We start from the raw sequence: 23,733 nt of genomic DNA, 5'->3' as shown, positions 1-23,733 counted from the left end.
GATGGACCTCCGCAGCTCGCGTTTTCCCTTCCCGACCGCTGTCCCGCCCGACGATCAGCGTGACCGGCTTCGCGGCCTGCTTGCCCTGACAGGCCGTTTCAGACTTGTGGTGATATTGGGCGCGACGTTGCTGGCTCTCCTGTCGTCCCACGAAGCGCGCGCCGAATTCACCGTCTGCAATCAGACGCTCGACGTCGTCAATCTCGCTGTCGGCCAAAAGGTCGACAATGCGGACCAGACCGATGGCTGGTGGACCATCGGCGCAAATCAGTGCGTGAACGTCATCCGCGAGGAACTTTCGAACCGCTACATCTACATCTATGCGACGGACGTTTTTGGCCATGCGACCCTGACCGGGTCGACCGAAATGTGCATCGACCGGCGGCGTTTCTCGATACGCGGCATCGATGAATGCTGGCAGCGCGGCCATATCGCCGCACGATTTCTCGAAGTCGATACGCTTGAACAGGTGCGGTGGACCTTTTTTCTGACCGGAAGCAATCCGTGACGCACAGTATCGACACAAGCTTCAAGTTGAAAAAGCAGGCCCGCGCCGCCCTGCGCAGACGCAGGCTCTGGCGCAGGCTGCTTGCCGGTCTTGCTGTGGCTGTCCTGTCGTCGATCGCTGCCGGCTTCTATCTCACCGCGGATTATTGGTCGTTTGGCGACGAAGATGAGGAGTTGCATGCCGTCGAGGGAACCGACGATGTGCCGGCCGACGCATCTGTCTATGTGCCTGCCATCATCGATCTCGCAGGCGACCCGATGTGGATCACGCTTGCGCCCGACACCGGCGGCGCAACAAAAAGCCAAGTCATCCCGCGCCCGGCAGAACTCGACCAGGCCGGCGTTTCTCCGCAGATCGAGATTCTGTCCGACGTGATGCTTAGCGCCAGCGAAAAGTTCATGACGACGATACCGTCCACGCAAGAAGATTTCGCTTTCTTCCAAGCGCAGCGACAGACCGCGCCGGCGCCATCCAACGAGCTGCAAAACGATGTTCAGCCACCGCCCGTACTAAACGAGGCTCCGGTTGCTTCGGACCCGCAGGGGGGTGTCGATGATGCCGAAGCAGGTTGGGGCGAAACAATCGATTCAGGCGAGGCAGCCCTTCCCGCGTTCCAGAAAACCCAGATCGAAAACAACACAAGCGTTGCAAATGTCATCAGTGAACATCAGAGATACCAGGCTACCGAGGACATTTTCGTAAAGATCCTCAACGACCGCAGCCTGGACAGCGTTGCGCTCGATGCGCGTTTCTCCGCCGAGGATGCCAGGCTGGCAGGCGAGGCGCTGAAGGCGCTTTTCAATCGGGAGAGCCTTGAGCCAGGTCATGTCGTCGCCATGCGCGGTTTCAGGCCGACGCGCGAGACGACAACCATGTCCCTCATGCAGGTTTCGATCTACGCCAGGAACGTATTTGTCGGCACGCTGACGCGCAATGCCGCCGGTGTGTTTGTGTCTGGTGTCGACCCCTGGGTCCGCGAAGATTTATTCAACTACTCGGGCGCACAGGCGCAAGGCACGCACAAAAGGCAATACCGGCTGCTCGACGCGATCTACTCGACAGCAGCGCGCAACAAGGTTCCAACCGGCGTGATCGGAGAAGCGATCATGTATCTGTCGCGAGGACAGGATCTGGATGCCTTCGCCAGCGAAGACCAGCGTCTGGTCCTGATCTATTCGCAAAAACCGCGAGGCAAGGAAGAGACGGCCGGACGGGTGCTGTATGTTGGCGTCCGGGGTAGCGAAAAAAGCCTTGACTGTTTCGTGTTCCAGCAGGCCGACGGCCAGTTTGCATGCGTCAGCGGCGACGATCAGGTTCGCTCGCTGACAGTCGCCAACGGCATGGTCACCCCGGTCAACGGGGTCATGACCTCCACTTTCGGCCCACGCAAGCACCCAATCCTCGGAACCGTTCGCATCCACAAGGGCGTGGATTGGGCGGCGCCCCTTGGCACGCCGATAGCCGCCGCCTTCGACGGCGAAATCGTCTTTCAGGGCGATGGAAGTGGTTACGGCAATTTGGTGAAGATTTCGCACGGGGACGGCAGCGAGACGCGCTATGCGCATATGCAGAAATTCGCTGACAAGGGCGGTGTCGGCGCGAAGGTGAAGGCAGGCGATATCATTGGCTATATCGGCACCACCGGTCTTTCGACCGGGCCGCACCTGCATTTCGAACTCTATCGCAATGGGCAGGCGATCGATCCGCTGGGCACGGTTACGGCAATCGCGACGGACGCTTCCGCTGTCGAAACGCTGACCGACCGTATCGTTCAAGTCGAAAGTGGCGGCAAGGCCCGCGCCAAGAACCCACTTTCTTCGGCAACCGGCGCCGGTCAGTTCATAACCAGGACGTGGATCCGGATGATGAACACCTACCGCCCCGAGCTGGCGCGGACACTGTCAACCGCCGACCTGCTCGCTCTGCGTTTTGACGCCACCATCTCGCGCGAGATGGTCAGCAATCTGGCGCGCGAAGGCGAAGCCTATCTTCGGGCACGCGGCCACCAGATCACAGCCGGCCGGCTTTATCTCTGTCATTTCCTGGGGATGGAAGGCGCCCATCAAGTGTTGTCGTCGCCGGGTTCGGCGCAATTGAGCGCCGTGCTCGGATCGGCCGTCATTCAGGCCAACCCGTTTCTCACCGGCAAGTCCGCCAGCTATGTCGTGAGCTGGGCCGAAAGGAAAATGGGGCGGAAGCTGAGCCCGGCGATGGTTGAAGCGAGCCAACAGACAACGACAACGACGGAAGTCCGGCAGACATCGCCCGAGTTCGAAAAATACAAGCAGGCGATCACGGCTATGGTGAGTTCCGTCCAAAATGCGCTGTGAGCCAGCTCTTGCCTTCTCCCCCTGTGGGGCCCGAAGGGCGGGCGAGGCCCGTGACTCGCCCCGGGCGGTGGATTGGCGCGCAGCGCCAAGACGGTTGAGGGGTGTTGGCCGGAGTGCTGTCGGTGCCAAGCTGGAACACCCCTCATCCGGCCGCTTCGCGGCCACCTTCTCCCACAAGGGGAGAAGGGGGAGCCAAATCGCTTACGTCGGCGACCGGAGTTTGCAACCGTAGCGGTAATAGCGCGCTCTTGCCTTCTCCCCTTGTGGGAGAAGGTGGATTGGCGCGCAGCGCCAAGACGGTCGAGGGGTGTTGGCCGGAGTGCTGTCGGTGCCAAGCTGGAACACCCCTCATCCGACCGCTTCGCGGCCACCTTCTCCCACAAGGGGAGAAGGGGGAGCCAAATCGCTTTGGCTGCAAAATGGTCCAGCGCACCTGCTCCAGCTACTCGGTCCGTATCCGCATTTCCACCCGGCGGTTTATCGGATCGAATGGATTGGGGTTGCGCGGACTCGCTTCGCCCAGGCCTGTCGCTTTGATGCGGGCAGGATCGATGCCGTTGGAGGTGAGGAAGGTTGTTACCGATCTGGCTCTGCGTTCCGACAGCCCCTCGTTGTAGCGCTCCGAGCCGGTCGCATCGGTATGACCCTCGACAACGAAGTTCAGAGTGCTCAGTCGGCTGTCCTTCAGTGCCTTGGCGAACTCGTCCAGTTCAGCACGCGCAGTCGCATCGAGTTCCGCAGAATCAAGGCCGAAATTGATCAGCATGTCGAGGCTGGTTTTTTCGGCAGGCGCTGCCTTGTTCTTGCTGTTGCACTCTTCTTCGGTGCCGACGCAAATTCCACGCGGCGGGCCGAGCTCGCTCGCCGCGTCAAAAAACTTCACGATGTCTTCTGATTTCTGAAGTGGATCAGCAAAAGCGTGGGTCGAATAAAACGCGACCGTAAACACGAAGGCTAAACTGCCCAACCGCATAACGGTTACTCCTGTCTTGAGCATCGATTTCATCGACTGCGGACAATACCAAATTGCGAAGCGGTTGTCTGTCAATAAACGTCAAGCATACGAGTGGTGGAGTGCAGTTGCATCTTGCTGGGGATTGGAGACTTGACCCGCCCTGTCCATGGCTTCAGTGTCGATTGTTCGCTGGGGAAAGCGTGGCGCCATGGCCAATGAGCTTCGATTCAAAACGGCACGGGACCTTTTCATGGCCTGCCCCGCTGTTTCCAGGGACATGGTGGCACTTCCGACCGAACAGCCTTCAATCGAATTTTGCCGCGCCCTGCTGGCCGGGCGGGTGCCAGAGGAGGCGATTACGTTCTGTGCCTATCTGCTTCCCGAGCGGGCTGCGGTGTGGTGGGCCCATGAATGCCTGAGCCACCTCACCGTTCTGCTCGACAGCAGGGATCAGGAATTGCTCGCGGTTGTTCGTGACTGGGTCAGCGAACCGGAGAGCCCTCACCATCGCCCGGAAGTGAGCGAGGCTGCGGCAATGCCGCCAACAACGCCGGCCGCCTGGATTGCCCTGGCTGCAGGACGGCATGGCAACGGTTCAGCCATGGAGGCGCCAGCGCTATCGGCCTTGCCGCCAGCCGCCCGCGCGGTGAGTGCGGGGGTTCTGGCCGGACTGGCACGCGTTGCGTTGGAGGATCGCTTTTCAGTTCTTTCCGCGTTTGTCGAAATGGGCATCCAGTTGGCGGAGACAGAGGCGCTGCGCCAATCAGCGGATGCGAGTTAAACCGTAGCCGGACCCGCAAGCGGGATACGTTCAAGTTGAACTGAGAATCCGGCTCTATCTCTTTGATTAAGCCGCATTCCTGCGACGCCAAGCGGTTCCACTTGGCTGCAGAACGCTCTGAATTAGTTGCCTGGCTAACCTGCAGCCGCCATTCACCGTTATCCCCAGCCGCCGCCTCCTCCGCCGCCGCTCCCGCCGCTCCCGCCACTTCCGCCACCCCCGCCTCGTCCCGAAGAAGGAATGATTACGGGAGGTGGGGCAGCAGGCTCGTCCGCGACCGGTTTGACCACTTTCCTGGCGGCCACCGGTTTGGGAGCCGGGTTGACGACCTTCCGCGGCGCCGGGGCTCTGCGAACGACCTTCGGCGCCGGCGCGGGCGTCGCCATCAGCGGAGTCGGTTGAAGGGGTGGCCAGGATGTGCAGCCCATGATCCCCGCCAAGGCGATGGACAGAGTTATCCCGATTGTTGCCTGCTTCCGATTTCTGCCCACCATTGCCTCCTTGTTGATCAGAACAAATCCCGACGCGGATTGGCTTGTTCCCAGACCGCCCTCGCCACTTTGACCAGTTGCTTGTCGACAGAACCGCTCAACGGAATCTTCGACTTGAGTTCCCCACGCAGTTGCTTCAACGCCGCCGCTTTCGGCTTGGTCCCGAATTGCGCCAACGTCGCCCGGGCGTCGGGCAGTTCATTGCGAAGATCGAGCGCAACTGTGAATGCCAGGAAACGCACGGCGACGGCCTGGTCGGCCTTGTCGCCCTTTTGCATCTCGAGGGCCGCGCGATCATAAGCGCCGGACTGGTCACCGCGCGAGGTTGCCAGTTCAAACAGACGTTGGGCTTCATCAAGGTTCTGCTCGACGCCAACGCCATCACGGTACATGCGCGCAAGACTGCCCGGCGCATAGGGCTGGCCGAGGTCGATGGCCTTCTGAAAAAGCGCCAGCGCAGCCTTCGGATCCTTCTCGACGCCCCGGCCGCTGAGGTAATTGCGACCGAGCAAGTTCATCGAATACATGTCCTGGCGCTGGACGCCTGCCTTGAGGAAGGCAACGGCACGGGCCTGGTCGGCGGGCACGCCGTTGCGGCCTTCGGTGAAGATCGCGCCGAGATCGTTCATGGCATAGGTGTGCCCCATCGCCGCCGCCTTGAGCAGCAGGTCCAGCCCCTTGCCGGTGTCGCGCTCGACACCGTAGCCATGGAACAAGGCACGGCCCCACGACGTCATGCCGTAGGGATCGCCCTTGTCGGCCGCAGCGGCGTAGTAGGTGTTGGCCTGCTTGCGGTCGGCAGCCAGGCCCGTTCCCGTCGCGTAGAGGTAGCCGAGCTCGAACACCGCGCGCACGTGCCCCCTGTCGGCGGCCTGCTGGATGGCTTTCCTGGCCTGGTCGACCTTGCCGGCTGCAAGCAGCGCGCGTCCCAGTTCATAACGGAAGCGGGCGACATCGGGATACGCCTTCACCGCAGCTTCGCACAGCTTCACCGCGTCGGCGCCGATTTCATTTGGCAGCAGGCCGGGGACGACGCCTTGGAGGTCGAGAGGTTCGCCGGCAGCCAGGTCGCACGGATCGACGCTTGGCGACAGTTTCATCTTGGCGGGTTTGGCTGCGCCGCTGTCCGCCCGAATTTCGAAGGCGATCTCGACCGGTGCACTGGCTCCGATCTGGGGTTCATAGCGCAGCCCCTCGACTTCGCCGACCGTCAAGCTCGATTCGGGCGACAGGGTCCGATCCGGCAGCGAGAGCGTCCCCGTTGCCGGATAGTTTGTGACTTTCAGGCTGACCGCCGCATCGTCTGTCGGGACGTCGAGGTTCAGGGCAACGGCGCCGACGCCGACCGGAACGTCGACGTCCCGGTTCTCGATCGCCTCGGCCGCACCGGTGACATGAATGCCGCGCTGCAGCACCTGCTGCTTCTGCTCGGCTTCGAGCGAGGCCATCACCTGTTCGCCCTCGGCTCCTTCGCCGCTCTTGACCCGGAACACCAGCATGCCCTTGGCTTCGCCGCCCCAACTGTCGCGTGCGGCGTAGGCCAGCATATCCATCTCTTCCGGCTCGCCAGTTCCCTTGGGGACATCCAGTTGCAAACGCGGCAAATCCTTGCCCTGGATCAGTTCTCCCGCCTCGATGACCTTGCCGTCCAGCATCAGGCGTCCCAAGGCGGGTGGTCTTTCGATGCTGACGGTTATTGTCCCGCCATCGACCTGGACCGGTTCCGGGAGGTCCAGATCGATGGGGCCTGCCCCGGACAGCACGACCTTCTCCAATACCGGCGGCAGCGATGGGCGGCTGATGCGACGCATCAGAACGACTTCGTCGATCAGCGAAGAGTTCTCCCAGGGAACCTGCAGGCCCTTGGTAGCCTCAACCACATCCCGGCGGACGGCCGACATGACCGTGCGGATCTCCTGGTTCGGGGCGAGCGCGCGACGAGAAAACGCCGATGAGAAAGGACTGAGGTCGCCGGCGCCGTCGTAGGCGACCGCGCCGGGTTCGGTGGCGAAAGCAATCAGTGTGTTCAGTGAGCTTCTTACTTGCGCAAGGCCGGTGCCGCTGGCGGTAAGAAGCTGGTCCCTGAGCCAATAGTCCTTGCGAGGGAATGGATTGTTGCGGCAGGCATCGAGGATGATCACCTGGATCTTCGATTTCGAACGCATCTGCTGCAGCACATCGTTCAGCTTGATTGCCTGGACCTCGACGTCCGCCGCATCCTTCAACGAGGCATCGACAGGGATCAGGAAATTTTCGCCGCCGATCTGAAAGCCGTGGCCGGAATAGTAGACGACAGCGACATCGGCGCCGTCCACGGCGGCAAGATAGTTGCGGAACTGATCTTCAAATTGCAGCTTTGTAAGATTGCTCGCAACGAAAACATCAAAACCAGCCGCTCGAAACGTGTTGGACACGTCCACCACATCTTTGGCCGGGTTCTTGAGGGCCGAGATTTCCTGGTAATCGGAGTTGCCGATTACAAAGGCGACCCGTCGTTCGACTGCAGAAGCGTCGAAAGTCGCGACGCTTGCGAGCATCAAGGCCGCAACGAATCCGCAACGTCGGAGCATGGCAAATCCCTTAACCGTCGTTACCTGGCGACCACAAGAACACAGCTTGCAGTGCCAAGGTCCGTTAGAGAGCATGCTATCTGCCGAGACAGAAAAGAGAGAAAAGCCGTCGCGACAGCGGTATATTCCTCACTTGATCGGTCCCTAAATTACATCAGAGCCCGAGTGTCCGCAATGATCGTCAAACGGATTCTCGACCCGGCTATTTTGCCCGTGGTCGATACGGTCCCCTCGGATCGGGCGTGGCCGGCATAGCCTTGACTTGCGCATGCCATCACGCGTCAGAGCGCTGAGGTTTTCCACTGCTAATGTCCGCTTGCCGCTGATTTTCTCTACCCACCATTTCCGCGACTCGATTAGCGTCTGCTTATGGAGCATCGGCACGCCATTCGACGGAACAAGGAAGGGCTTTGGGAGGTCTACGATATAGACGACGACAGGGTTGTCTTCGCGGAGGGGGTGGCTTTGACAGATTTGCTGGATGAGGAGGCGCTCGACGCCCTGGAGTTGCTAAAGGGTGGATTCCTGGTCCCGAGCAGCGCTCCCAAGGCCAGTTGACACTTTGAGGGTTTTGCCGAGGCCCCGCGGCGAAACGACAAACTCTCCTTCGTTTGGTTGATGCCTGAACAGTGCTCCGTCCGTAAGTTCGTGCTATATATTAGCAGGAGCTGTTATGAGGTTTTTGCCCGTTCAGGAACCGACCAACACATGGGCCGTGTTCGATACGACCGTGGATGTGCCGGCGCACTTCGCTGGTATTTGCCTTATCGGCTTGCCGCGGGAGCGGGCGGAGTGGCTCGCAGCAAGGGCCAATCAGGATGCGTTGGCAAGAAGCAGCAGGATCGGCCGGCTCTCGTCTCCGCAGACTGAGCACGCCGTGCTTCCCATACGCAAATGCCAGAAATCGCTTACGTCAGCAGGAGAGATTTCAACGACGGACGAAGAGGCCGCTGCGTTGGCAGCCGGGTACCAGCAGCCACCGTAAGTCCGATATCACCAGCGATACAGCCATTGGTTCTGGCAAGACCATCCAGCTTGCCCGGTTCCTGCCGGAAAGATCGCGGTTATTGCTGATCCGGCATCTCGGTATTCTCTTGGGGGTTCTTTTCGATGCCCGCGGCAGGCGAGGTGTCGGCCGGGGCGTTCCCACCCTGGTTTTGCTCCTGGGCTCTTTCGAGTGGCGAGGTGCGCCAGCCCATATCGGCATACAAAAAGCCGATGAGAAAGCCGACGATGATGATCGCTGCTATCACCAGCGAAAGTATGGCGTTACGTCGCTCCATGTCCGGCTCCTTCCTGCGAGCCGAACAGCCAGTATCGAAAATGGTTCCCATCCAGCGGCAGGTCGTGGAACTTCGCACCGTGCCGGAGGTTGACACCCAGGGCTGCGAGCGGTGAACGAAGCCTCCGTTGTTTCCGTCGCAGCAGGAAGGAGACACCATGGCCAACAAGAAAACCACATCGAAACCGGCAATCCGGCAGGCAAATGCCGCTGGCTTGCGACGTCCAAGCCGGGATGCTGACGATACGGATGCCGGAGCCAGGCCACCAACGCCAAAAACCGCGGGAACATCGAAGCCCTCGACCGCTCCGCTGGACAATCCGGTGGCCAACCGCAATTCCGGCCGGCCGCGCCAGCAAGGCGCCACGCCGCGACCGACCGAAAAGCCGCTGGACTGAAGGGCAAACGAGCTAGGACGTCGGGACCAATTCCGCCAAGGCTCTGAGAATGGCCGCCTGATCTGCCGGCTTGCGAACAAATCTAGCGTTGGCGAACGCGGATGGAACATCGCGCGGCCCAAAGCCGGTCAGGCACGCGAACGGAATATGGCGGGTTTTTAGTTCTTCTGCGATCGCTAGGCTCGTTTCGCCATGCAGTTGAACATCCAGCAGCGCCACGTCGACGGGATTTTCGCCGATAAGGCCAAGGGCCGCCGCCACCGAAGGGGCCGGGCCAATCACCTGATGTCCCGAAGCGCGCAGACAAGCAGCGACGTCCTCGGCGATCAGCCATTCATCCTCGACCACCAGAACGCGCAGCCGGTCGGTCACGGCGCCTCCTTGCGCATCATCGGGAATGTGATCTGGACCTCAAGACCGTCACGATTAAAGGTGGTCTCGACGTTTCCGCCCAGCCGGTAGCCGATCTCGCCCTGCAACAGCGAAAGCCCGAAGCCGTTAATTTCGGGCTTTCTGACCGGCGGCCCGCCTCTCTCGCGCCAGGCGAGCGTGAAAACATCGCCCTCGCCGGACCATTTCAGAACGACCCTGCCCTCGGGCTTCGACAGCGCGCCATATTTGGCGGCGTTGGTCGCCAGTTCATGAATGGCCATGCTGAGGGAAAGACCCTGTTGCGGGCTAAGCTTCACTTCAGCGCCGTCAAGTTCGAATCGGTCAATGCTGAAAGCTTCGAGCTCCTGATGCAGCAGTTCGTTGATCGAAGCTTCTTTCCAGCGCTCCTTCGACAGCAGACCGTAAGCCCGCGACATGGCGTGCAGGCGACCGATCAGCGCTTCGGCGAACTCTTCCTTCGATTCCGAACTTTCACGGGTGCGGTTGGCGATGCTGGCGACCACCGCCAGCATGTTCTTGACGCGGTGGTTCAGCTCCGAAATGAGCACCCGGTTTTGCTCTTCCGTCTCGGCCAATGTGGTGACGTCGACCAGCGTGACCACGACGCCCTGGATCCTGTCGTCCTTGTCGCGATACGGATTGATGCGAACCATATAAAACCGGCCCTGGTTGTCGCGCGCCAGATGATGGTTCAGGGTCTGTCCGGTTTCGAAGACGGCATCGATATGCGGTTTCAGCTCGGGATAGTCGAGCTGGCTCGAAAGCTCGGTCAGCGGCCGGCCGACGTCGGAGGGACGCAGGCTGAAGAAGGACGAGGCCGGCGGAGTAAAGGTCCGCACCACCAGATTGCGATCGAGGAAAATGGTTGCGATCTTCGTGCTCTCGAACAGATTGCGCAAATCGCTGTTGGCGCGATCGAGCTCCTCTATCTTGTTGGTCAGTTCCGAATTGATGGTGTTGAGTTCCTCGTTGAGCGACTGCATCTCCTCCTTCGAGGCCTCGAGCTCCTCATTGGTCGACTGCGCCTCCTCGTTGACGGAGACCAGTTCCTCGTTCGAGGATTTCACTTCTTCCAGTGCGGTTTCGTACTCCTCGATCGTCGATTGCAGTCGCTCCCGGGTTTCGCGCAGCTCCCGCTCGAGATCGGCAGTGCCTTCGCTGCTACGGTTTTCGGGCCCAACATCGGACCGCGCCTGCACCGGCCCCGTCGGTTCGAACAGGACGAGATAAAGCCGTTCGCCCTTGCCGCGTTCCGCCAGGGGCTCGACAGTGAGTTTGATCGACTGGGCCTGTTCGTCGTCCTCGTCGACGACGACATTTTCGCGCACGACAGTGCGGCGCGTCGTGGCGGCTTCCCGCAACGCTGCGCGCAGGTCGAGCCTTAGGCCGGCGCGGGCCAAAGTCAGCACCTGCCGGCTCGGAATGCCTTGCGGCGCCTCGAGATAGCTGCCGGTCCGGGCCGAATAGTAGACGACGTCACCGTCGCCATTCACCACGACATGCGGCGGCGCGAAACGCTCCAGCACTTGTGCCTCGACCGCCTGTCGAAGCGGATAGCTGGCGGTTCGCTTGTTCGGCCCCGTTCCTTCAGGCAGGAAGGCGCCTGAACGGCCATCGCCGATCAGCATCGGCAGCCTAATGTGTGGCGAGGCATGCTCGCGCGCCTGAAAAATGCGCTGCTTCTTGTCGACGGTGGCGAAGAGGTCGTCGTGCTGGCCGACGCTTTCGGACGTGCCGAGGAAAAGATAACCGCCCGGCTTCAACGCGTAGTGGAAGATCGGAATGACCCGGCTCTGGATGTCCGAGCCGAAATAGATCAGCAGGTTGCGGCATGAAACCATGTCCATGCGTGAAAAAGGCGGGTCGCGGACGATGCTGTGAGGGGAAAAGACGCACAGCTCCCGGACCTCGTTGGCAAGCACGTGGCTCTCGCCGTCGCTGCTGAAAAAACGCTGCCTGCGCTCGGGCGAGACGCCCTGCAGCAATGCCGCCGGGTAACGCGCCGCGCGCGCCACCGCAAGCGCGGGCTCATCGATGTCGGTCGCAAATATCTGGACGCGTGGCACAACCGAAAGCGTCTCCATGTGTTCGCGCAACAGCATGCCGATCGAGAACACCTCCTCGCCGGTGGCGCAGCCAGGCACCCAGATCCTGACGGCGTCGCTGGCGGTCTTGCCCTCGAACAGCTGCGGTACGACCTTCTCCTCGAGCAGCTTGAACGCGTCGGGATCACGGAAAAAATCGGTGACATTGATCAAAAGGTCACGAAAAAGGTTCGCCACCTCGCGTGGGTCCTTCTTCAGCCATTCAACATACTCTTCAATGGAATCAAGCTGTCCGATTTGCATGCGCCGCTTGATGCGCCGCAGGAATGTCTTGGTCTTATAGCCTGAGAAATCGTGGCCGGATTGGCCCTGCAGAATGCCGTAGATCTCGTCGCGGAGCCGACCCAGTTCTGCCGACTCGTGCTCGCCGCCTCCGGCAACGCCGTTCAGCATGTCGAAGCTGCGGGCGAACCCCTCGAGCTTCGCGCCGATCTCCTCCGCCGGCGCCGCAATGTCGATCAGCCCGCTGGAGATCGCACTTTTCGGCATGTCCGGGTTGCGCGGACCGTAGCCGTCGGGAGCCTGGGCGACCGTCAGTCCGCCACGCTCCTTGATCGCCTTGGCGCCAAGCGTGCCATCGGAATCGCCGCCCGACAAAATGACGCCAACCGCATATTCGCCCTGATCCTCCGCCAACGCGCTAAAAAAGATATCGATCGGCTTGCGCTCGCGGCTGAGCACGTTGGATGGCCGCAGGTGCAGCACTCCCCGCTCGATCGTGAGAACGACGTTTTGCGGCATCACATAGACGTGGTCGGACAGGACAGTGGTGGCGTCCTCGACGACGACAACCGGGAGTTGCGTGTAACGTCCGACGACCTCATGAAGCAGGCTTTCGCGCTCGGGGCTGAGATGGGTGACGATGACGAACGCCATGCCGGGCTGGCCGGTGATGCCTTTGAACAGGCCCTCCATTGCAGGAATGCCGCCGGCCGACGCGCCGACGCCCACAATTGGAAATCTCTTCACCTGAGATGTCACCGCAAGCCCTCGGTTGAACAGCCTAGACGACAAGGCCGCCAAATCGACCCAAAGCCCACGACCGGGCTGAACGCAACGCCCAGCATATAACGTGCGCGAGGGCCGGAACAAGTCCGTGCAGACGGCGTTAAAGTCGGGATTATTGTGGAACTCCAATGTCAAAGCGCACACCTGAGCTGAAGCTGACAAGACGAGCGTCGTTGCGCTTCGAGGATCTGCTGAGTTTGCCGGGAAACGAATCCATTCCGCCGCGCATGCTTGTTTTGGCGAAGCGATTGCAAGCAGCCTTGCAGGAAGATTCCGAACAGGCCCGTGCGGACACTTGCAAATCCCGCTCGAAGAAAGGGCGATGAGGTGCGCGATCTCCGAGGAGTGCGCATCCTGATTGTCGAAGACGATTGGGTATTGGCCGGCGATCTTGCAAGATATTTCGGCAATATGGGCGCGGTCGTCCTTGGCCCTGCGGCGACGGTCGAACACGCCTCCATGCATACCGAGGTGGCCGAGGCCGCGATCCTCGACGTCAATCTCAACGGCCGGCGGGTGTTTCCGATCGCCGACGAACTGATGCGCCGCGGCGTTCCCTTCGTCTTTTTCAGCGGTGACGAGGACATCGTCATTCCCGAACGTCTCCGCCACGCCAGCAATCTTCGAAAATCGTCGGATAGCTACGCCGTCTTCGACGCCTTGTTTCCTCCGGAAAAATCCGCCCTTGCCGGTCGCCCTGCCGTGAACTTGTCGGACAACGTGTTTTCACTTCTGCCGAAGCTCAGGCTCGCGGCGCGGCTGCTTCTGGGCGACGTCGGTGCTTCCGATCGGCTGGTCGAGCGAACACTGGAGCGCGCCATCGGCGACATCGACAGGCGGCGGCCCGGTGTATCGACCGAAGACTGGCTGAACGGCATCATGCGAAACATTGCCGGATCGGGCGGAACCAGCCTGCTGCACTGAGATTGGTTTTCTAACAGTCTGAAAAGTAGGCGAAAACAGCCATCTATAGTTAAGTCCTCTATCAGAACGAGAGGCGCGCCTAAGAGTTACCCGACAGCGCTGAGTAGCAGCTTCCTCAGCCGTTCTTGCGGTCGATGAATTTGTTGAACCGGCTGTTTTTTCCGGAGCCGGTTTCGTCCTGGTAAAGGAAAGTCAGATCGTTCTCGTCGAAGATCCGGAAGAACTCATCCCATTCGATGGGTTCGAGCTTCTCCTCGGGCTCGCCAAAATCGATCCGCAAGATGCCGCCCTCGCCCCTGGTTCGTACAACCGCCGGTCGGCCACCACGATCTTCGGCCCATTGGCGGATCTCGTCATGATTGGTGGTTGTCTTCGATTCAGACATTGGAACCTCCTTTGATCCAGACCTTGCAGGCGTGTGGCCTCCTGGCTTGCGCCCACGGGCCGCCCACGGACCCGGATGACCGCCCCTAACACCAAAGAAGCTGCAATGTTCCAGCGCATCGCCCAAGGCTCGTTCGCCATGCGTTCACCTCAGGTTGCAGCCTCGCCAAAACCATCTTTGTTGAAGCAGAGGGAACAAACCTTTTGCCAAACAGTTCGGGGCGCCAAGGCCAACTGCGTAAGGAGTTGTCGTGAAACGCATACTGGTTACAGGAGGGTGCGGTTTCATCGGCCGCCACGTCGTCCAGGAACTCGTTGAACATGGTTATGCCGTCTGCATTCTCGATGCGCTGCTGGAACAGGTGCACGGCAGCGAGGCGATCAGCCTGCCGGCAGGAGCCGAACTGATCAAAGGTGACGTTCGCGATGGCGCCGCCGTCGCCGAGGCGCTGCAGGGCGTCGACGCCACCGTTCATCTCGCCGCCGAGGTCGGCGTCGGCCAGTCCATGTACGAGATCGCCCGCTATGTCGGCGCCAACGACCTCGGCACCGCCACCCTGCTCGAGGCACTGATCAAGCATCCGGTCGAGAGGATCGTCGTCGCCTCCTCAATGAGCGTCTACGGCGAGGGTCTCTATGCCACGCCAGGCGGTCGGCGCGTCGATAATGCACGGCGGCAGGCCAGCGACGTCAAGAGCGGCCAATGGAATCCGCTGTCGGCGGCGGATGAAAGCCTGTCGCCGCTGCCGACAGACGAGGAAAAGCCGGTCGACCTCGCCTCGATCTATGCGCTGACGAAATATGCCCAGGAGCGCGCCGTGCTGATCTTCGGCGATGCCTATGGCGTCGATGCGGTGGCGCTGCGCCTGTTCAACGTGTTCGGCGCCGGACAGGCGCTGTCAAATCCTTACACCGGCGTTCTGGCGAATTTCGCTTCACGCCTCGCCAACGGCCAGCGGCCGATGATTTTCGAAGATGGCGAGCAGAAACGCGATTTCGTGCATGTGCGTGACGTCGCCCGCGCGTTCCGCCTGGCGCTGGAACAACGCCAGGCGCGCGGCCACGTCATCAACATCGGCAGCGGACGTTCCTATGCGATCAGCGAGGTCGCCCGGCTGCTCGCCGACGCCATGGGTGTGCCGGACCATCGGCCTGAAATTCTCGGCAAGGCGCGCGCCGGCGATATCCGCAATTGCTTCGCCGACATCTCGAAGGCGCGCGAACTGCTCGGTTTCGAGCCGCAGCACCGGCTGGAGGATTCACTCGACGAGTTCGTCGCATGGGTGCGCAACACGGCCGCCATCGACCGCGGCGCCGACATGAAACGGGAACTCGAAGAGCGGGGACTGGTATCATGAGGCCGGACGGTTTTCGTGAAGCGCCGGTTGCCATCGTCGGCGGCAGCGGCTTCATCGGCTCTAACCTCGCCGACAGCCTGTTGTCGGATGGGGTGCCAGTGCTGGTCATCGACAATCTCAGCCGCCCGGGCGTCGATCAGAACCTGGCCTGGCTGGCGCAGAAGCACGGCAATCAACTTGCCGTGGAAACCGCCGATGTCCGGGACGCAGACGTGCTGGCGCCGCTTTTGGTGCATGCCAGGGCGATATTCCATCTCGCCGCGCAGACCGCCGTCACCACGAGCCTCGTCCAGCCAAGCGAAGATTTCGACATCAATCTTCGCGGAACCTTCAACGTCCTGGAAGCGGCTCGCCGCAGCGGCAGACGCATTCCCGTGATCTTCGCCAGCACCAACAAGGTCTATGGCGGCCTGCCCGACGTCACAGTGCGCGAAGAGGACGATCGGTGCGTGCCCTGCGATGCCGGCATCCGCGCCAACGGCATAGACGAGGCCTGCGGCCTGGATTTCTGCACCCCCTATGGCTGCTCCAAAGGCGCGGCCGACCAATATGTGCTCGATTATGCCAAGTCGTACAATCTGCCGACCGCGGTCCTGCGCATGAGCTGCATCTACGGGCCGCGCCAGTTCGGCACGGAGGACCAGGGCTGGGTCGCCCATTTTCTGCTCAGCGCGCTTTCCGGCCGGCCGATCACGATCTACGGCAACGGCAAGCAGGTGCGCGATATCCTTCATGTCAGCGACGCCGTTGCGGCCTATCGCGGGGTACTTGCCCGGATCGACGACATCAAGGGCCAGGCATTCAATCTCGGTGGCGGACCGGGCAACGCCGTCAGCCTGCGCATGCTGATCGAGGAGATCGGCGAGCTGACCGGGCGGAACCTCGCGATCCGCTACGACCGGGAACGCACCGGCGACCAACCTTTCTTTGTCGCCGATACCCGCAAGTTAGAAGCGACGCTCGACTGGAAAGCGCATGTCTCCTGGCGCGACGGCGTCCGCGATCTCGCCGACTGGCTCCGGCGTCATCGCCTCGAGCCTGAACCAGCGAGGTACGTGGCATGAAAGTCGCCCTGGTCAATCCGTTCTGGACCTACGAGGACAGCATCTATTTCGGCTGCCGCCAGCCACATCTGCCGCTGGAATTGGGCTACTCGAAAGCCTCGCTGGAGGCCGACGGCCATCAGGTGCTGATGCTGGACGGGCAAATCCAGAAGCTCGACAACGCGGCACTTGCCGATCGCGTCGCCGCTTTCGCACCGGCCATGACCGTCGTCAGCACGGCGCCGACCTATTTGTTTTGGCGCTGCGCGCCGCCCGAGCTGCGTGTACCCGCCGACTTCCTCAGCCGCCTCGCCGGGCACGGCGGCCGCACAGTGGCTGTCGGGCCGCACGGCTCGGCAACGCCGGCGCCGACGCTGCGCAAGCTGGGCGTCGATGTCGTCGTGCGCGGCGAATGCGAAGAGGTCGTCGCAGAACTCGCCCGCGGTGACGATTGGAGCGCCGTGCCCCACACCGCCCACCTCGACGAGGGAAAACTTGTCGGCAATGGCGGCGTCAACACCAGTTCGTTTGTCGATCATCCGCCGCTCAGCTGGCCGTCCGATTGGATAGCCGCGCATTCGCACCATCACCACCGATTCGATGACAATCAGCTGGGTTTCGGCGCGGAGGTCGAGGCATCTCGCGGCTGCCCCTACAATTGCAGCTTCTGCGCCAAGATGGATTTCCGCGACGCCTACCGCCGCAGGAGCCACGATGCGATCATCGCTGAAATCGATCGGCTGATCTGGCAAGGCGTCGGCTACATCTATTTTATCGACGAGATATTCCTGCCGCAGAAGGCGCTGCTGGAGGCACTGGTCGATCGCGACGTCAAATTCGGCGTGCAGACCCGCATCGATCTTTGGAAACCGGAGCTCCTGGAATTGCTTGGTGCGGCCGGCTGCGTTTCGATCGAAGCCGGCCTTGAAAGCCTGACGGTGGAAGGCCGGGCCATGCTGGCAAAGCGTTGCCGGCTGGGCACCGAGGAACTGGCCGCTTTGCTGGTCGATGCACGACGTCACGTTCCGTTCGTCCAAGCCAATCTGATCGGCGTCGTCGAGGACGATCCGGCTCTGGTCGACCACTGGCGCAAGCACCTCATCGACCGCGGCGTGTGGGCCAACGAGCCGGTGCCGCTCTATCCCTATCCCAGTTCGCCCAGCTATCGCGAGCTCTGGGGCGAGCCCGACGATCTCGCCTGGGAGCGCGCCCACGAGCATTATCTGGCCTCGTTCCGGACGTTCAGCGATATCCAGGAGAAGCGCCCCCGCGCGCTGGCCGAGTTGGAGGCGACATGTTGCAGTCACTGATCCGCCGACCGCGGCGAATCCTGATGACCGTCGATGCCGTCGGCGGCGTCTGGCGCTACGCGCTTGATCTGGCGCGGGAGTTGGCTCATGGCGGCGACAGCATCGTGCTCGCCGGGCTGGGCCCGGAACCGTCGGAGGAGCAGGCGAAGGAGGCACAGGCTTTCGCCGGCCTGGCGTGGCTCAAGACACCGCCGGACTGGATGACCCGCAATGAGGACGATCTGGAAACGTTGCCGCAGGAACTGCGCGCGCTCGTTGGCGATTACGCGATCGACCTCGTCCATCTCAACGCGCCGACGCAGGCGGTGGGACTTGATCTGCCCTGCCCGGTCGTGGCGGTCTCGCACTCATGCGTCGTGACCTGGCTCCACGCCGTCAGGGGGCGGGCTGCAGACGGCGAATGGGCCTGGCAGAAGGACCGCAACAGACGCGGCTTCGATTGGGCCAATGCGGTAGTCGCACCCAGCCGCAGCCATGCCGACATGCTCGAGGCCTGCTACGGGCCGATCGCCCGCCTGAGCGTTGTCAGCAACGGCACACGGCCGGGTCCAGAGGCAGAGCGACGCGAACCGGTGGTTCTCGCCGCCGCGCGCTGGTGGGACGAAGGAAAGAACGCAGCTACGCTGGACCAGGCAGCAGCGCTGACGAAATGGCCAGTCTTCGTTGCCGGGCCGATCGAGGGCGGCGATGGCCAACGTGTCAATTTCAGCAATGTCGTTGCTCTGGGCTCGGTCTGCCACGACGAGGTGCGTCGCTTGATGGCGCGGGCCGGCATCTTCGTATCGCCCTCCATTTATGAACCATTTGGCCTTGCCGCACTGGAGGCAGCGACGTCGGCGACACCTTTGGTGCTTGCCGACATCCCGAACTATCGCGAATTGTGGAATGGCGCGGCTTTGTTCTACGAAGTCCACGATCCAGGCGATCTCGCCAGGTGCATCGATTGTCTCTCTGACGATGCCCAACACAGGCGCCGGCTCGGCGAAGCCGCCGCACGCCGAGCGCGCAAGTTTTCACCAGCAAGGCAGGCGGCGGCCATGCACGACATCTACGATCGGGCCGCCCTGGCCGTTGCGGAACGCTGACAATGCGGTTCCTGTTCTATACCCATTCGGTCGTTTCCGACTGGAACCACGGCAACGCACATTTCCTGCGCGGCATCATGCGGGAGCTTGTTGCACGCGGGCACCAGGCGATCGCGCTGGAGCCAGCAGATGGCTGGAGCCGTTCGAACCTGCTGGCAGAGAAAGGGCCCTACGCGGTCGAGCGCTTCAGAAAAGATTTTCCGGAGCTGATGCCGGTGACCTACGACGCGTCCTTCGACCATGAAAGCTGGATTGCCGACGCCGATGTGGTGATCGTCCACGAATGGACTGACCCGGAACTTGTCGAGCGCATCGGCGGGGCCAAGGCGAATGGAGGCGGTTTCACGCTTCTGTTCCATGACACCCACCATCGCGCCGTGTCGGCGACGCAGGCGATCTCGGCCCTGCGGCTGGAGCATTATGACGGCGTGCTCGCCTTCGGCGAGGCGTTGCGGGAAAGCTATCTTCGCGCCGGCTGGGGCAAACGTGCCTTCACCTGGCACGAGGCGGCGGATGAGCGCCTGTTCAAGCCTCACCCGGAGATCGACCCGACTGCCGATCTGATCTGGATCGGCAACTGGGGCGATGACGAGCGCAGTGCCGAAATCAAGGAATTCCTGATCGATCCGGTGGAAGAACTTCGCCTGCGTGGCACTGTTCATGGCGTGCGCTATCCACGCGAAGCGCTCGCCGATCTTGCTGCCGCCGGCCTGGAATACGAAGGCTGGATTGCCAATGCCGACGTGCCCAAGGCATTCGCGGCCCACCGCGTTACCGTCCACATCCCGCGGCGCCCGTATCGGGAGAACCTGCCCGGCATCCCGACGATCCGCATGTTCGAGGCGCTCGCCTGTGGCATCCCGCTCGTGTCGGCGCCTTGGGCCGATGTCGAACAACTCTTCAGGCCAGGTATCGACTTTCTTTTCGCGCGCGACGGGTCCGAGATGTGCCGTCATCTTCGCGACGTGCTGGATGATGCCCACCTGGCCGCCTCTCTGGTGAAATCGGGCCTCGAAACCATCGGGAGGCGACACACTTGCCGCCACCGGGCGGACGAGTTGTTCGACGTGCTCGCCGAATGCGGCAACCGCCAGGCCATCGATCGCATCGCCATAGAGGAGACAGTCGCATGAAGATTGCATTTTATGGATCGAGCCTGCTGTCGTCCTATTGGAACGGCGCGGCGACTTATTACCGCGGATTGCTGAAGGCTCTTTCTCAGCTCGGCTACGAGATCACGTTCTATGAACCGGACGTTTACGACCGGCAGAAGAACCGCGATATCGAGGCACCGGACTGGTGCAACGTCGTCATCTACGAGGCGACCCCGCATGCGCTGATGCAGGTGGCAGCAAGCGCAGGCGAAGCTGATATCGTCGTCAAGGCCAGCGGAGTCGGCTTCGAAGACGAGGCGCTGCTGCGCGCCGTACTCGACCACGCCCGGACGGATGCGCTGACGGTGTTCTGGGATGTCGACGCACCGGCCACTCTGGGCCAATTGCGCGACGAGCCGGATCACCCCCTGCACCGCGCGTTGCGGGAGATCGACCTTGTCCTCACCTATGGCGGCGGCGATCCGGTCGTCTGGGCCTATCGTGCGCTGGGGGCTGCCGAGTGCGTGCCGATCTACAACGCGCTCGATCCCGAAACGCACCATCCGGTCGCGAAGGACAAGCGTTTCGCCTGCGACCTCGCCTTTCTCGGCAACCGCCTGCCGGACCGTGAAGCACGCGTCGAAGCCTTCTTCCTCGATCCGGCCAACCGTTCGGGCGGTCAGCGTTTCCTGCTCGGCGGATCTGGTTGGGGTGACAAGCAGCTGCCGGCAAATGTCGCATGGCTCGGCCACGTCGGGACGCGGGACCATAATGCGTTCAACGTCACCCCCAAGGCGGTGCTGAACATCAGCCGCGACAGCATGGTCGCCAACGGCTTTTCGCCTGCCACGCGCGTCTTCGAGGCTGCCGGTGCCGGCGCATGCCTCATCACCGATGCCTGGCTCGGCGTCGAATTGTTCCTGGCCCCCGGGGAAGAGATCCTGGTGGCGCGCGATGGTAATGATGTCACTGAGATCTTGCGCACCCTCACCCCCCAGCGGGCAAGGGCGATCGGCGCATCTGCGCTTCGGCGTGTTCTCGCCGAGCATACCTATGCGTTAAGGGCCGCTGTCGCCGACGCTGTCTTCAGGCGTCATTTCGAGCGCCCCACCGTGGAGGCAGCGGAATGACCCAGCGGCTCGACATCGTCTTTCTTGGCCTGTCGTTGTCCTCTTCATGGGGAAACGGCCATGCCACGACCTTTAGGGGGTTGCTGAAGGGCCTGCACGAGCTCGGCCATCGCGTCACCTTCCTGGAGCGCGACGTGCCGTGGTACGCGAACCATCGCGATCTGCGCGACCCGGATTTCTGCACGTTGCGCTACTACGAAACGGCGAACGATCTTCGTCGGACCTATGCCGGCTCTCTGCAACAGGCCGATGTCGTAGTGGTTGGGTCGTTCGTTCCGGAGGGGCGAGCCGTCATCGACATCGTCGCGTCCCTGTGCACGGGCCAGTTCTGCTTCTACGACATCGACACGCCGGTCACGCTGGCCAAGCTCGCCGCGGATGATTGCGACTACCTATGCCGGCGGCAGATCCCGTATTTCGACGTCTATTTCTCGTTCACCGGCGGGCCAACACTCGCCCGATTGGCGGCGGACTTCGGTGCACGGTGCGCGGAGCCGCTCTACTGCTCCGTCGACCCGGAGCGGCATCGCCGAACGGCCGATCCGATCTGCTGGGACCTTGGCTATCTCGGCACTTACAGCTCGGACCGGCAGGCGACGCTGGATGCTCTCCTGCTCGAACCGGCAAGACGCATGCCGGACCGTCGCTTCGTCGTGGCCGGCTCGCAATTCCCGTCCGAGACCGTCTGGCCAAGCAACGTCGATCGCATCGAGCACCTGCCGCCGGCGGACCACGCCTCGTTCTACAGCCGCCAGCGCTATACGTTGAACGTCACGCGCAGCTCCATGATAGCGGCTGGGTGGTCTCCCAGCGTACGCCTCTTCGAGGCGGCTGCCTGTGGCACAGCGATCATCAGCGATCGCTGGACCGGTCTGGACAGCTTCTTTCCGACAGCCACGATCAACACGGCGGGCCAAGCCGAAGACGTGATCGATATCCTGTCCAGCCAATCCGACCGCGTCAGGCTTGCTTTGGCCAAGCGAGCGCGTGCAACGATCCTGGCGGCACATACAAGCGCCGCGAGAGCCCGCGAATTCGTTTCGCTGCTGGCGCGGCCAAGATCGGCACGTCCAGCGCTCGATCTGAACATCGAAAGTGCAGCATGACTGGCAGACAGGAGAAAATAGAGATGCGGCAATCAAGAAGGACACAACGGACCAGAACGGCGCTTGTCGCCGGCGGCGCGGGTTTCCTCGGTTCGCATCTTTGCGAGACACTGCTTCAGGCCGGGTGCCGTGTGATCTGTGTCGACAATTTTCTTACCGGTCGGATGGAAAACATCGTCTCGATGCTGGACAGTCCTCGTTTCCGGCTGATCGAGCAGGATATTTGCCGACCATTGGACCTTGCTGAGCCGGTCGACCGCATTTTCAACCTGGCGTGCGCCGCATCGCCGCCGCGCTACCAGGCTGACCCGATTCACACCACGCGGACCTGCGTGATCGGAACCCTCAATCTGCTTGAGCTTGCCGCCCGAAACAATGCGCGCCTCCTGCAGGCATCGACAAGCGAAGTGTATGGCGATCCGGAACAGCACCCGCAAACGGAAGACTATGTGGGTCACGTGAACTGCACCGGTCCTCGTGCCTGCTATGACGAGGGCAAGCGAACCGCCGAAACCTTGTGCTTCGACTATTTGAGAACCGAAACGGCCGACATCCGGGTCGCGCGCATCTTCAACACCTATGGTCCGCGGATGGATCCTGCCGACGGCCGGATCGTCTCGAACCTGGTGATGCAGGCGCTCGAGAAGAGACCGCTGACGATTTTCGGCGACGGGCTGCAGACCAGGTCGTTCTGCTACGTCTCCGATCTGGTCGAGGGTCTGGTCCGCCTCATGGATGTCGATCCCAATCCGAACCAACCGGTCAATTTGGGCAATCCCGGGGAATTCACCGTTCTTCAACTGGCCGGATTGGTGAGGGATATGACCCACAGCAACTCGGCCTTCAAATTCCTGCCACTGCCGCAAGACGATCCTCGCCGGAGGCAACCGGACATTTCCCGTGCAAAAGCCCTTCTCGACTGGTCGCCAAAGGTGCCACTCAAGCAAGGCCTGATGCAGACGATCAGCTATTTCATGGAGCTCGAGGCCAGCCGTAACGAGGATCGAATCTCCCCAACTGCGACAAGCGTGAGGTCCGTTTCAGGCCGACTGCAAAACCTGCCGGCCTGAAGTCGGGGAGAGCTATGCCCTCGGGCATGGTGAGACCATCCCGACAGGCGTCTTCACTTTTTCTCGTTGTGGGAACATCCGGTCTAGCTCGCCGTTGGGCGAATATCGGCAGGGAGAACGGACCCGTGCATCGAAAACGATCCGCCAGGGACATCGAGCAAATGGCAGAACGGGAAGCGGCTGCCTTTCTGAGACGTGCCTCGATCACCTACCTCGAATGCTGTGTGAGCCTGATGATGACGCATCTTGAGCGCGAGGAAGTGGCCACCATTCTGGAAAAAGAAGCGGATATGCTGCGAACGCTCGATTGAGGCTCGCGTCGCTCAGGCTTCGATCGGCCTAGGCAACGCAAAATACAGGGCGCAACTTTGATCCGAAGAGGTTGGTGATTTTTCCAGGTCGCAAGGA

The 23,733-nt window shown here is 61.8% G+C and carries 20 protein-coding genes; 14 read left to right on the top strand and 6 right to left on the bottom strand.

Features of this window, described 5'->3' with window-relative positions; all coding sequences use genetic code 11:
* The first annotated feature begins 1 nt into the window (after position 1).
* The gene (locus tag AC0L2B_RS28640) at positions 2-508 is read left to right on the top strand and encodes a DUF1036 domain-containing protein (protein WP_473747728.1); all 507 of its coding nucleotides are present in this window, start codon (positions 2-4) and stop codon (positions 506-508) included.
* Positions 505-2,838, top strand: a complete 2,334-nt coding sequence (locus tag AC0L2B_RS28635; protein WP_473747727.1) for a M23 family metallopeptidase — start codon at positions 505-507, stop codon at positions 2,836-2,838. The genes AC0L2B_RS28640 and AC0L2B_RS28635 overlap by 4 nt, the downstream gene beginning before the upstream one ends.
* Positions 2,839-3,280: 442 nt before the next feature.
* On the opposite strand, the gene AC0L2B_RS28630 is transcribed toward AC0L2B_RS28635, so the two are convergent.
* Positions 3,281-3,811 (bottom strand): OmpA family protein, encoded by a 531-nt coding sequence (locus AC0L2B_RS28630; RefSeq protein ID WP_473747766.1) that lies wholly within the window; start codon positions 3,809-3,811, stop codon positions 3,281-3,283.
* Positions 3,812-4,001: 190 nt separating this feature from the next.
* Here AC0L2B_RS28630 and AC0L2B_RS28625 point away from each other — a divergent pair, with 190 nt between their 5' ends.
* Complete coding sequence (locus tag AC0L2B_RS28625; RefSeq protein WP_473747726.1) at positions 4,002-4,574, top strand: DUF6931 family protein; 573 nt, start codon at positions 4,002-4,004, stop codon at positions 4,572-4,574.
* A gap of 508 nt (positions 4,575-5,082) precedes the next feature.
* Here AC0L2B_RS28625 and AC0L2B_RS28620 read toward each other — a convergent pair.
* The 4 genes from AC0L2B_RS28620 to AC0L2B_RS28605 form a co-directional block, all read right to left on the bottom strand.
* Positions 5,083-7,602: a caspase family protein gene (locus tag AC0L2B_RS28620; protein ID WP_473747725.1), complete on the bottom strand. Its 2,520-nt coding sequence runs from the start codon at positions 7,600-7,602 to the stop codon at positions 5,083-5,085.
* Between the two features lie 1,097 nt (positions 7,603-8,699).
* Positions 8,700-9,248, bottom strand: a complete 549-nt coding sequence (locus tag AC0L2B_RS28615; protein ID WP_473747723.1) for a hypothetical protein — start codon at positions 9,246-9,248, stop codon at positions 8,700-8,702.
* 79 nt (positions 9,249-9,327) lie between these two features.
* Positions 9,328-9,687 carry a response regulator gene (locus tag AC0L2B_RS28610; protein WP_473747722.1) on the bottom strand — a complete coding sequence of 120 codons (360 nt, stop codon included), beginning with the start codon at positions 9,685-9,687 and terminating at the stop codon, positions 9,328-9,330.
* Positions 9,684-12,782: a CheR family methyltransferase gene (locus tag AC0L2B_RS28605; protein WP_473747721.1), complete on the bottom strand. Its 3,099-nt coding sequence runs from the start codon at positions 12,780-12,782 to the stop codon at positions 9,684-9,686. Before AC0L2B_RS28605 ends, AC0L2B_RS28610 begins: the two co-directional genes overlap by 4 nt.
* 167 nt (positions 12,783-12,949) lie before the next feature.
* Between AC0L2B_RS28605 and AC0L2B_RS28600 the strand changes: the two genes are divergently transcribed.
* The gene (locus tag AC0L2B_RS28600) at positions 12,950-13,147 is read left to right on the top strand and encodes a hypothetical protein (RefSeq protein WP_288141940.1); all 198 of its coding nucleotides are present in this window, start codon (positions 12,950-12,952) and stop codon (positions 13,145-13,147) included.
* A 1-nt stretch (position 13,148) separates the two neighbouring features.
* Positions 13,149-13,745: a response regulator gene (locus AC0L2B_RS28595; RefSeq protein WP_473747720.1), complete on the top strand. Its 597-nt coding sequence runs from the start codon at positions 13,149-13,151 to the stop codon at positions 13,743-13,745.
* A 115-nt stretch (positions 13,746-13,860) separates the two neighbouring features.
* Here AC0L2B_RS28595 and AC0L2B_RS28590 read toward each other — a convergent pair whose 3' ends face one another.
* Positions 13,861-14,130 (bottom strand): hypothetical protein, encoded by a 270-nt coding sequence (locus AC0L2B_RS28590; protein ID WP_027153502.1) that lies wholly within the window; start codon positions 14,128-14,130, stop codon positions 13,861-13,863.
* Between the two features lie 250 nt (positions 14,131-14,380).
* On the opposite strand from AC0L2B_RS28590, the gene AC0L2B_RS28585 reads away from it, so the two are divergent.
* The 9 genes from AC0L2B_RS28585 to AC0L2B_RS28545 all read left to right on the top strand — a co-directional run bounded on the left by AC0L2B_RS28585 (position 14,381) and on the right by AC0L2B_RS28545 (position 23,636).
* A complete protein-coding gene (locus tag AC0L2B_RS28585) occupies positions 14,381-15,487 on the top strand; it encodes an NAD-dependent epimerase/dehydratase family protein (RefSeq protein WP_473747719.1) in 1,107 nt (368 codons plus the stop codon).
* Entirely contained in the window at positions 15,484-16,551 is a 1,068-nt protein-coding gene (locus tag AC0L2B_RS28580; protein ID WP_473747717.1) for an NAD-dependent epimerase/dehydratase family protein, read from the top strand. Before AC0L2B_RS28585 ends, AC0L2B_RS28580 begins: the two co-directional genes overlap by 4 nt.
* Positions 16,548-17,840: a TIGR04295 family B12-binding domain-containing radical SAM protein gene (locus AC0L2B_RS28575; RefSeq protein WP_473747716.1), complete on the top strand. Its 1,293-nt coding sequence runs from the start codon at positions 16,548-16,550 to the stop codon at positions 17,838-17,840. Before AC0L2B_RS28580 ends, AC0L2B_RS28575 begins: the two co-directional genes overlap by 4 nt.
* Positions 17,825-18,925 carry a glycosyltransferase family 4 protein gene (locus AC0L2B_RS28570; RefSeq protein ID WP_473747715.1) on the top strand — a complete coding sequence of 367 codons (1,101 nt, stop codon included), beginning with the start codon at positions 17,825-17,827 and terminating at the stop codon, positions 18,923-18,925. Before AC0L2B_RS28575 ends, AC0L2B_RS28570 begins: the two co-directional genes overlap by 16 nt.
* A 2-nt stretch (positions 18,926-18,927) precedes the next feature.
* Positions 18,928-20,058: a CgeB family protein gene (locus tag AC0L2B_RS28565; protein WP_473747714.1), complete on the top strand. Its 1,131-nt coding sequence runs from the start codon at positions 18,928-18,930 to the stop codon at positions 20,056-20,058.
* Positions 20,055-21,149 (top strand): CgeB family protein, encoded by a 1,095-nt coding sequence (locus AC0L2B_RS28560; protein WP_473747713.1) that lies wholly within the window; start codon positions 20,055-20,057, stop codon positions 21,147-21,149. Before AC0L2B_RS28565 ends, AC0L2B_RS28560 begins: the two co-directional genes overlap by 4 nt.
* Complete coding sequence (locus AC0L2B_RS28555) at positions 21,146-22,255, top strand: CgeB family protein (RefSeq protein WP_473747712.1); 1,110 nt, start codon at positions 21,146-21,148, stop codon at positions 22,253-22,255. The genes AC0L2B_RS28560 and AC0L2B_RS28555 overlap by 4 nt, the downstream gene beginning before the upstream one ends.
* Positions 22,256-22,278: 23 nt before the next feature.
* Positions 22,279-23,325 (top strand): UDP-glucuronic acid decarboxylase family protein, encoded by a 1,047-nt coding sequence (locus AC0L2B_RS28550; protein ID WP_473513124.1) that lies wholly within the window; start codon positions 22,279-22,281, stop codon positions 23,323-23,325.
* A 161-nt stretch (positions 23,326-23,486) separates the two neighbouring features.
* The gene (locus tag AC0L2B_RS28545) at positions 23,487-23,636 is read left to right on the top strand and encodes a hypothetical protein (protein WP_084646751.1); all 150 of its coding nucleotides are present in this window, start codon (positions 23,487-23,489) and stop codon (positions 23,634-23,636) included.
* Positions 23,637-23,733: the final 97 nt, after the last annotated feature.

The sequence above is a fragment of the Mesorhizobium sp. WSM4815 genome (assembly GCF_055811575.1).
Note: the sequence above shows the minus strand (reverse complement) of the source record. Positions and strands in the feature narration are given on the sequence as shown.